Source organism: Sulfobacillus sp. TH-112, assembly GCF_057473405.1.
Genome location: NZ_JBYCKN010000069.1, coordinates 1 through 7,894, shown reverse-complemented (window position 1 = coordinate 7,894; position 7,894 = coordinate 1). Strand labels below are relative to the sequence as shown.

7 protein-coding genes, 4 tRNA genes and 1 pseudogene are annotated in these 7,894 nt (G+C 50.5%); 10 read left to right on the top strand and 2 right to left on the bottom strand.

Annotated features, from left to right (window positions below; genetic code table 11):
- The first annotated feature begins 131 nt into the window (after positions 1 to 131).
- From ACOJWD_RS04570 to ACOJWD_RS04550, 5 genes are all read left to right on the top strand, one after another.
- Positions 132 to 206 (top strand) — tRNA-Val (locus ACOJWD_RS04570).
- Between the two features lie 12 nt (positions 207 to 218).
- Positions 219 to 296, top strand: a tRNA-Asp gene (locus ACOJWD_RS04565).
- Between the two features lie 9 nt (positions 297 to 305).
- Positions 306 to 381: transfer RNA gene (locus tag ACOJWD_RS04560), tRNA-Phe, on the top strand.
- A 25-nt stretch (positions 382 to 406) separates the two neighbouring features.
- Positions 407 to 483, top strand: a tRNA-Asp gene (locus tag ACOJWD_RS04555).
- 648 nt (positions 484 to 1,131) lie between these two features.
- Positions 1,132 to 1,779: a YoaK family protein gene (locus tag ACOJWD_RS04550; protein WP_486992040.1), complete on the top strand. Its 648-nt coding sequence runs from the start codon at positions 1,132 to 1,134 to the stop codon at positions 1,777 to 1,779.
- Here the strand turns inward: ACOJWD_RS04550 and ACOJWD_RS04545 are convergent.
- Positions 1,753 to 2,079, bottom strand: a pseudogene (locus tag ACOJWD_RS04545) (peroxiredoxin family protein); the annotation flags it as partial. The gene ACOJWD_RS04550 and the pseudogene ACOJWD_RS04545 overlap by 27 nt on opposite strands.
- A gap of 242 nt (positions 2,080 to 2,321) precedes the next feature.
- Here ACOJWD_RS04545 and ACOJWD_RS04540 point away from each other — a divergent pair.
- The 3 genes from ACOJWD_RS04540 (at position 2,322) to ACOJWD_RS04530 (ending at position 5,110) form a co-directional block, all read left to right on the top strand.
- Positions 2,322 to 3,563: an MFS transporter gene (locus tag ACOJWD_RS04540; RefSeq protein ID WP_486992039.1), complete on the top strand. Its 1,242-nt coding sequence runs from the start codon at positions 2,322 to 2,324 to the stop codon at positions 3,561 to 3,563.
- 117 nt (positions 3,564 to 3,680) lie between these two features.
- The gene (locus ACOJWD_RS04535) at positions 3,681 to 3,848 is read left to right on the top strand and encodes a hypothetical protein (RefSeq protein WP_486992038.1); all 168 of its coding nucleotides are present in this window, start codon (positions 3,681 to 3,683) and stop codon (positions 3,846 to 3,848) included.
- Between the two features lie 62 nt (positions 3,849 to 3,910).
- A complete protein-coding gene (locus ACOJWD_RS04530; protein ID WP_486992037.1) occupies positions 3,911 to 5,110 on the top strand; it encodes a hypothetical protein in 1,200 nt (399 codons plus the stop codon).
- 57 nt (positions 5,111 to 5,167) lie between these two features.
- Here the strand turns inward: ACOJWD_RS04530 and ACOJWD_RS04525 are convergent, their stop codons facing one another.
- Positions 5,168 to 5,941 (bottom strand): NUDIX hydrolase, encoded by a 774-nt coding sequence (locus tag ACOJWD_RS04525; protein WP_486992036.1) that lies wholly within the window; start codon positions 5,939 to 5,941, stop codon positions 5,168 to 5,170.
- A gap of 361 nt (positions 5,942 to 6,302) precedes the next feature.
- Here ACOJWD_RS04525 and ACOJWD_RS04520 point away from each other — a divergent pair, with 361 nt between their 5' ends.
- Entirely contained in the window at positions 6,303 to 7,529 is a 1,227-nt protein-coding gene (locus ACOJWD_RS04520) for an MFS transporter (RefSeq protein ID WP_486992035.1), read from the top strand.
- Positions 7,530 to 7,574: 45 nt separating this feature from the next.
- The coding region (locus tag ACOJWD_RS04515; RefSeq protein ID WP_486992034.1) for a G5 domain-containing protein at positions 7,575 to 7,894 on the top strand (320 nt) is incomplete at its 3' end.

Genomic DNA, 7,894 nt, shown 5'->3' with positions numbered 1-7,894 from the left:
TGTTAAAAAAGAGTCATTTGCAGTTGGCGTCAGGCATGATATGATAGGCGTCGGCAGTGTCCAGCGAGAGAATCGCTTGAGCGGTTGACAGCGAATCGGAAAGCAGGTAGAATGAGTTTCGCGATTCGTTTGGGCGGATAGCTCAGCGGTAGAGCACCTGCCTTACAAGCAGGGGGTCACAGGTTCGAACCCTGTTTCGCCCACCATTTGAATTGCTCGGAGGCGTGGTGTAGTCGGCCTAACACGCATGCCTGTCACGCATGAGATCACGGGTTCGAATCCCGTCGCCTCCGCCATATAGAAATGCCGCGGTAGCTCAGTCGGTAGAGCAAAGGACTGAAAATCCTTGTGTCGGCGGTTCGATTCCGCCCTGCGGCACCATATTTGGTTTTGAACAAGTGAATACGGTCCCGTCGGTTAGTGGCCCAAGCCGCCGCGTTGTCAGCGCGGAGATCGCCGGTTCGAATCCGGCCGGGACCGCCACTTTTATCTCCCTAAGACGAGGGAGATTTTTTGTGTGCGTGCCTATTGGTATCCCCACGCCGCGACGCCGATTCCTTGTGTATCTGAACAAGAGCAGTTCTCGTCAACTATGGGTAGAGGTTGTCATTCCTGCAAGTAATCCTCATGGAGAAATGCCGATATTTGTCCCCAAAATGGAGGTGTGGATATATTTAACAATATCCTTGCGAATACTTCCGACAATTAAAACCCGTGATTGGCATTTTTTCGGTGTGGAATACGTGATACAAAGAAGAGGTGAGAATCACTGGTCGACTTCGATAAGGGCTTTTTGGGCCATGATATTTGTGGTATCCAGAAGATGTACCTTGGAAGGGAATGGCAAGCGTCCTATTGCATAGGGCAGGGTCCAGCGGATCTCGCGTGATGACTATCGCGCATCAAAGATTTGTTTCAGGTCGATTGTTTGTGCCAAGCTATAGGGAATATCGGACTAGACGTCATTAGGGGTGGGGGCTTGATGATGTATCCTCCGAAGGAGGCATCCGCAACCATGAAGGCTTCAAATGTTACGAATGCACTATCTATTGTGCGATTGGGGGATACGAGCCTCCCATGACGAGGCGTGGAGTCGCGGACAAATGGGAGAGGTGACAGATTCTGGGGAAAGTGGGCACACCGCTTGCGGTAGTGGGCTTAAGCGTGGTTGCGGGCGTTGTGGATGCCCTGGCGTATTTTCGACTGGGACACGTCTTCGTAGCCAACATGACCGGTAACTTGGTTCTCTTGACTATTGGACTGGCGGACGGACACGGCGGACAGGCAGTACGATCGTTAGAGGCACTGTTAGGATTTATGGTCGGTGCATTTATTGCCTCGATGGTGTTTCGTATTGATCCACAGCACGAGAAATATGCCGTCCTGATGATGTACGTCGAGGTCGGGATCCTGGCCCTCTTTGCCAGTATATTTTTCGTCCATGGTCCAGGACCGATATTACACCCCGCCATCGCTATCGTGGTTGGCAGCTTTGCGATGGGTATACAAAGTCGCTTAGCCCGATGGCTCAATGTGGCCGGGACGATCACGACGGTGGTCACCTCGACATTGACCACGCTGATGGACGACTTGCTTCACGTGAGACGTAAACTACGTGATAGCGAATTTCACGTGCGTTTATTAGTATTTTTTGGCTACGGAATCGGAGCTCTTATAGCCTCGCTAGGACGGTATCATGCGGCTTTAGTTGTCATCGGTGCCGCCTGTTGCTTGGTGATGGTGATTCAATATCTAACCTGGCGACGGATGAGACAGTAGCGTCAGAAGTTGATCAAAGTCTGGAAAATCCTTCATGGACTGACCCATGTGACGATAGATGACTTGGCCATGGGTATCGAAGCCTAGTAATGCAGGCATGCGGCCGAATCGCCACCAGCTACTTTCTTGACCAAATGCCTGTAAGATGGCCCCGCCGGGGTCTGCAATGGCACGAAATGTCATGTGGTGATTAGAAAGATAGGTTGTGAGGGTCTCCTCCTTATCTGGAGAAATCACCAGAATCGTAATTCCGGCCTCACGAAAAGCATCGGTGCGTGAATGGAGCTCTCCGAGCTCGCGGCGACAATAGGGTCAGGCGACTCCCCTTAGCAAAGCCACCAGTACCGGAGCCATGGCCATCAGATGGGCTCGATTGACAATCTGTCCCGTGATATCGCGGGATTCGAAATTCGGCATGCTATCCATTGATAATCTCCTTTAGACTCTCATCGACATCGTGTAATGAATTAATAATAGCAATTTTTCGATAAATATTGTTAAATATAAAAAATAACTGTTAAACAACCGATTGGGGTGTGTAAATGAATCTATTAATGCGATATTCCGGATTCCGATCTGTATGGGTAGGACAATTACTGTCCCAACTCGGGAACGCCGTTTTCTATATTCTAGGCCTTTGGGAGATTCAGTTAAAGTCCCCCGTGTTACTTTCCGTAGCGGGTGTGGTCACCACCGTCCCCATATTGTTCGGTATGTTCGGCGGGGTTATGGTTGACCGATATGATCCGCGTCGACTCATGTTCTTGACCGATGTCATGCGTGGTCTGGCGGTGGGATTAGGAATTTTAGCGCTGCTCCGTCCCGGACATCTTATTGCCGTCATTATCATTCTGTTGGGGATCAATTCGTTAGGTGGCGCAATATTTTCTCCTGCAGAGACCGTCATGATTCCAAGAATGGTGGAGGATCGGGATTTAGTGGCCGCCAATGGGCTCTATTCGGTGACGTCGCAAGTGTCTAGTGCATTGGGATATGCGCTCGGAGGAGCCGCCGTCGCACTTATTGGGGTGCGTGTGGTGTTCGGCATTGACATGGGCTCTTTTTGGGCGTCGGCGGTAGCTATCCTTCTCATGATGCGTACCGTCACGGCACCGCGTAGCCGCTCTACAGCGCCTCATGAAGGGTTATCTGAGGAAAAACCCTCGGGCTTCTTAGCGAATTTCAAAGAAGGAATGGCAGGATTTCGAGCCCTTCCTTGGCTGGGGCGCATCCTACCTGCGGTCATATTGGTTAATTTGGGATTTGTGGCAGCGTTTACGATGCTTCCCTATTGGGTTCATCATCACCTTCATGGATCGGCGTCTTGGTACGGAATCATTGAAGCGGCTTGGGCTGTGGGTATGATTTGCGGCAGTCTCCTGAGTGGAAGAGCCTCGAAGTGGCCCCTCAGATCAGCACTCGCCTTTCTTTTTGGCATCCAATCGGTCTTTATTATGGGATTTACCTTCTCACGGTGGCCTCTGGTGTCTGCAGCCATGCTTTTTCTGGCAGGGTTGGTCAATGGTGCCGGTAATGCGGTTACCTTCGCACTTTTGCAACGCGTGATTCCGGAATCGGTTAGAGGGCGCGTGTTTGGACTGATTGTGACGTTGTTTGGATTAGCTAATCCTCTAGGTGCTATCGCCGCCGGGGCACTCTTGCATGTGTTACCGATTTATTGGTCATGGGGCCTGGCCATTGTTACGGGATTCATTTTTGCCTTCGAGGTGTGGCGGATTGTACCCAATTCGGTAGACGATATTGCCGTAAAAATTTCCTCCTAGAGGTCAGAAAAGTGTCTGTCGAACGCGAACCTTATATTGGAATTTCTTTCTTCGTTCAAACCGTCACAAAGTTGTAACATCTTATTTTTATACTGTCACTAATGGAGGTGCATTTGGATGGAACTAGCAATAAGGCGACGACAGCGGGCCCTAGAAGAAGTAATTTTGGTAAGACAGATTTTAGGTGATCGAGTGGAAATCAGTGCGGTATTGGAATCGTTGCGGCGCATGGGTGAATCTCATTCAGGTGGCACCGGACCGAGCGGCCAATCACAAGTGAGCTAATCGCTATCGGCAAAGAGATGCTAAAATGGGAGAGGTATTCAATCGCCTATTGAGGGATCTCTATGAAACCAGTCACTCGGCTTTTCTTAATTTCCACTGGCTGGACGCTTTCGATGTATATGGCGTCAAACTTTGTGGGAGCATGGTTCTGGGATATTGGCACAGGACTGCGATCGATTCTTGTGTTTTATGCCATTTTATTTATTGTCATGGTGGCCAGTTTTGGGTTTGCATCTAAACTGCGTGGTCATCTTTCTAGCCCCACATTGATGGGGCTCGGGATTGTTCTGAACGCGATTTACCTCGCACTACTCTTAATCTTACAAGCGCATACCCGCAACTATTTTATCCCTATTGCCATTATTGATGGACTGTCCTCGAGTTTTTATTGGTTGTCGCTCTTTGTCTTGGCCTCAACATGGGTGGAGCCGAATCAAGCTCGATGGTATAACAGCTGGACGGGAACCATCGAGGCCATATTAGGACTTTTGGCACCGCCTCTCAGCGGATGGATTATTGGTGCCATTCCGGGATTAAATGGCTATCGCGTGGTGTTCTTTGTCGCATTTTTAAGCCTATTAGGTTGTGCTGGATTGGTGTTGAGCGCTCGCAAAATTGGTGATTCAGAAAAGAATAACCGTTTCGCGGCCTCGGGCTCAGCGGAACGTCTGCCCTCTATTCCGCAATGGCGTCGCCTGGGCATAGCCTTTTGGGCGTTGGGCATGAGAGATGGGATGTATTTCTTTATCCCCAACCTGCTTCTCTATATTGTGACGAAAAGTGCTTTATTGCTAGGCGAATTTGTCGCCATGCAGGCGGTCATTGAGGGAGCGGTGTTTTGGGGACTGACGCATGGAGAAGATACCTTTATCCAGCGGCACGGCCTTATTATAGCCACCTTACTGAGCCTTTTAGCCATGGGGCTCTTTTTTGTTCCGCTGGGAGCGACTACACTTTTTCTCTTGGGAGCGGTCATAGCGGTCTCCTATCCGTCGTTTAAGGTGCGGTTGGAATCTCAGGCACTGACTCAGATTACCCACTATAGCCGTCATGAGACCGATCGGGTTCAATTGACGGGGACTAAAGAGGTATGGATTAACGGCGGACGATTGTTCACCTTAGGGTTCTTGATTGTGCTCTTAAGTCTTTTGGGGCCATTGCATATCCCTGACTTTCGCTGGATTCTGGGTTTTTGGGCGATCGTGCCGGTCTTTATGTATCTCGCGATTCGCGGCGTGGTCCGTGATCAGGTACCAGGGTGAGGGGGAATGGCTGACGACGGGAATCTCTCCTGGTTCCCTGACGTGATGCGACAAGAGTTATTTTCCCGCTGCGGATGGTGTCACAAGTCGCTCCAAGACTCCTGGAAGGTAATCCACTTTAGTGTCTTGGGACGTGACGGTGAGCCATTTTTTTATATGCGGTGAATCCACATAGACTAAAGCGACTTCGCTAAATTCTGGTGGTTCCCCCGCATCCGTGAAGGTTTCTATATACGCCGCATAGTGGGTCAAGAAATCGGAGCGGGTGAGTCGAAGCTTTACGCTATAGATGACCGTATAGAAGTCAAAGGGTCCGCCGCGCTTGAGGAATAATGGTCTCACGGATGTGATATGAGATTCTTTGATGCCGAGCTCCTCGTGCATCTCTCGCCGTAATGACATCTCAAGGTCAAGCCGTTGTCCGTCGGTGTCGTCAGAATTGAGACCACCGCCGCATAGTTGCCAGCGTCCTGCCCAAGTGGTCCATGATGCCATTTTTCCTAACACGAGATACGAATCACTGGTGACGATCGCGCCGGCAGCGAAGATGACGCGACACCGTTGCTGGTCAATGATGCCGTGCACTGTCGCTAAATAATGAGCATAGTCCGTAGACCGCACCGAGACACGCAGAGAGTGTGCATTCTGGGTGAGGGATGCCACAGTATACGTGATGCCGCGAGTGAGGATTTTCCCTGATTCTTTAAGTGTTGTCCAGTGGCGCTCAATGAGATCTGCTGTTGATGGGTCTAATACCAGTGGGGTGGGATCCTGTTCTACCGATAAGAGCGTCGGGAGGAATTCAAATGTGATATCGGTAAGAGATGACATGCGTCTTCACTCCTCACTGGGGTCGAGACGAAAAATTGTATGATGTTGCCATCATATTTGCAATTATAGCTCAGGTCATGTTTCTTAAGTACGGCGTGTATGGAAAGGGCAGTCACGTATGGTGGTGACCAATGACTCTTGAATGATGGGAGACGTGGATTAACTTCATGGGCAACAATAGCTATGTTGTCCATAAGGTGAATATAGCGAAAACGGGCCACTACGACGCAATGTTTGGATAGGCCATGGCTTCTTCGGATGTCTCCCGTGTGGTTACCGCGGTCAAAGGTAGCGTCCGAATCTCTCTCAATGCCTCACTAATACGATGAGTGAATGTATCATGACTGCACTGAAATAGGTTATGATTGAAGCCATGCATCTTTTCAATAAACGCCCATCATCCAACGCCCATACCTTTCTGATATCTGAGCTTCCCTGGTCGGTCATTGCCGCATGGATGGGTTCGTACTTAACTATTTTTCTCGCGGACCAGCACCTTACGGCCCATCAAATTGGGCTGGCGATGGGCCTAGGGGCATTGTTGCAAGTCATGGGGCTTGGGGCTTCGGGATACTTTTCGAGAAGATTTGGCCGCAAGGGAAGTATTATGGCGGGGGATTTTTTGGGATGGGTCTTGGTGATGGGAGTTTGGGCTATCTCAAGCAATGCGCTTCTCATGGGATTAGCGTTAGTGATGAATCAAGCCATGGGATGTGTCGGTCCGGCATGGAATAGTCTCTTTAGCGAAGGAGAAAACCCCAAGCGTCTTCCCCGATATTTCTTTATTTTGCAGTTGTTCACAGTATTTGGTGGGTTGGCTTTGCCTTTGATGGAGGCATGGATTGCCCATCGGGGTGTGGTCTGTACGGGACACCGCGTGATGTTTATGTTGTGGCCTTTTGTCACCTTAGCGTGGCTCTTTCGGTTGGTCTTCCTCAAGGAGTCTGATGCTGGGAAAGAAGCGATGGCGCAACGCAAACCATTTTCAGTGGTATTCACTCATCTTCGTTTGGGGCTCTCAGGGGTGGGAGCCGTACTGGCCGGTTTGCGTATATTAGCGCAGGTTCCGCTAATGTTGTTTGCGAATTTAGCTCCTTTGGCGCTGGTGGCAGTTCATGGAAGTGACTTACCTGCCAGTCGGCTTGCCTTGTTGCCAATCGCGGCGACCGTTGCCGCATTGCTGCTGATGATCCTTCATCAGCGATATCCCGATATTTCCAGTCGAGCCATGGTGGGAGTGTCGTTAATTTTGCTAGTGGCAGGATTTTTATTGTTGGCTCTTACCGGACCGGGTCACTTTTGGCGTGTCATGCTCGCTTGGGCTCTCATTGTTGCCGGGCAATCGCAATTTTGGACCAGCCACACCAGTTATTGGATGACATGGCTTCCTGACGTGGCTCGGGTGGAGGTTCAAGGATGGATTGGGGTCATCACCGCAGGAATGGTGGCCATTCTTTCTCCGTTCGTCGCTCCCATATTATATGTCCATCCTCGTCCACTGTGGGGAATTGCTGTCATCGTGATGGGATTGGCGTGCGTGTTGTGGTTGTTCTTACCTCCGCTGGCCCATCAGGATCACATCGCATAGAACCCTTTTAACGGTGCCACGCTATGCGTGGAGGTGAAGGGAATCGTGCGTGCGACAAAAAGGGCCGTGGTGAGTGGCCTCATAATCCTCGGTGTGCAAACGGTAATCTTGGCATATGCCGCCAAAACAGTACAGGTACCTTCCCCGCAACAGCTTGCGATTCAAAGTGGTATTGCCATGTGGCCGTGGATGCCGGGAGGAATACAGTGGGTGCATGCCAGCTTTGGCGCTATCCCATATTCGATAGCGGTTAAGCAAGATGCCAGTCTTCCACAAGGGCAGACTGCGGTAGTGGAGCCAGGCACTGAGGGAACGGTGCTCAACTACGGGAATAATCGGATTACGGTGACTCCAGCGTCCCCCGC

Excerpts from the sequence above, each read along its gene's own strand:
- ACOJWD_RS04525 (WP_486992036.1), bottom strand. The coding sequence starts at position 5,941 with ATGTCATCTCTTACCGATATCACATTTGAATTCCTCCCGACGCTCTTA.
- ACOJWD_RS04540 (WP_486992039.1), top strand. The coding sequence starts at position 2,322 with ATGAATCTATTAATGCGATATTCCGGATTCCGATCTGTATGGGTAGGA.
- ACOJWD_RS04535 (WP_486992038.1), top strand. The coding sequence starts at position 3,681 with ATGGAACTAGCAATAAGGCGACGACAGCGGGCCCTAGAAGAAGTAATT.
- ACOJWD_RS04520 (WP_486992035.1), top strand. The coding sequence starts at position 6,303 with ATGATTGAAGCCATGCATCTTTTCAATAAACGCCCATCATCCAACGCC.
- ACOJWD_RS04530 (WP_486992037.1), top strand. The coding sequence starts at position 3,911 with ATGAAACCAGTCACTCGGCTTTTCTTAATTTCCACTGGCTGGACGCTT.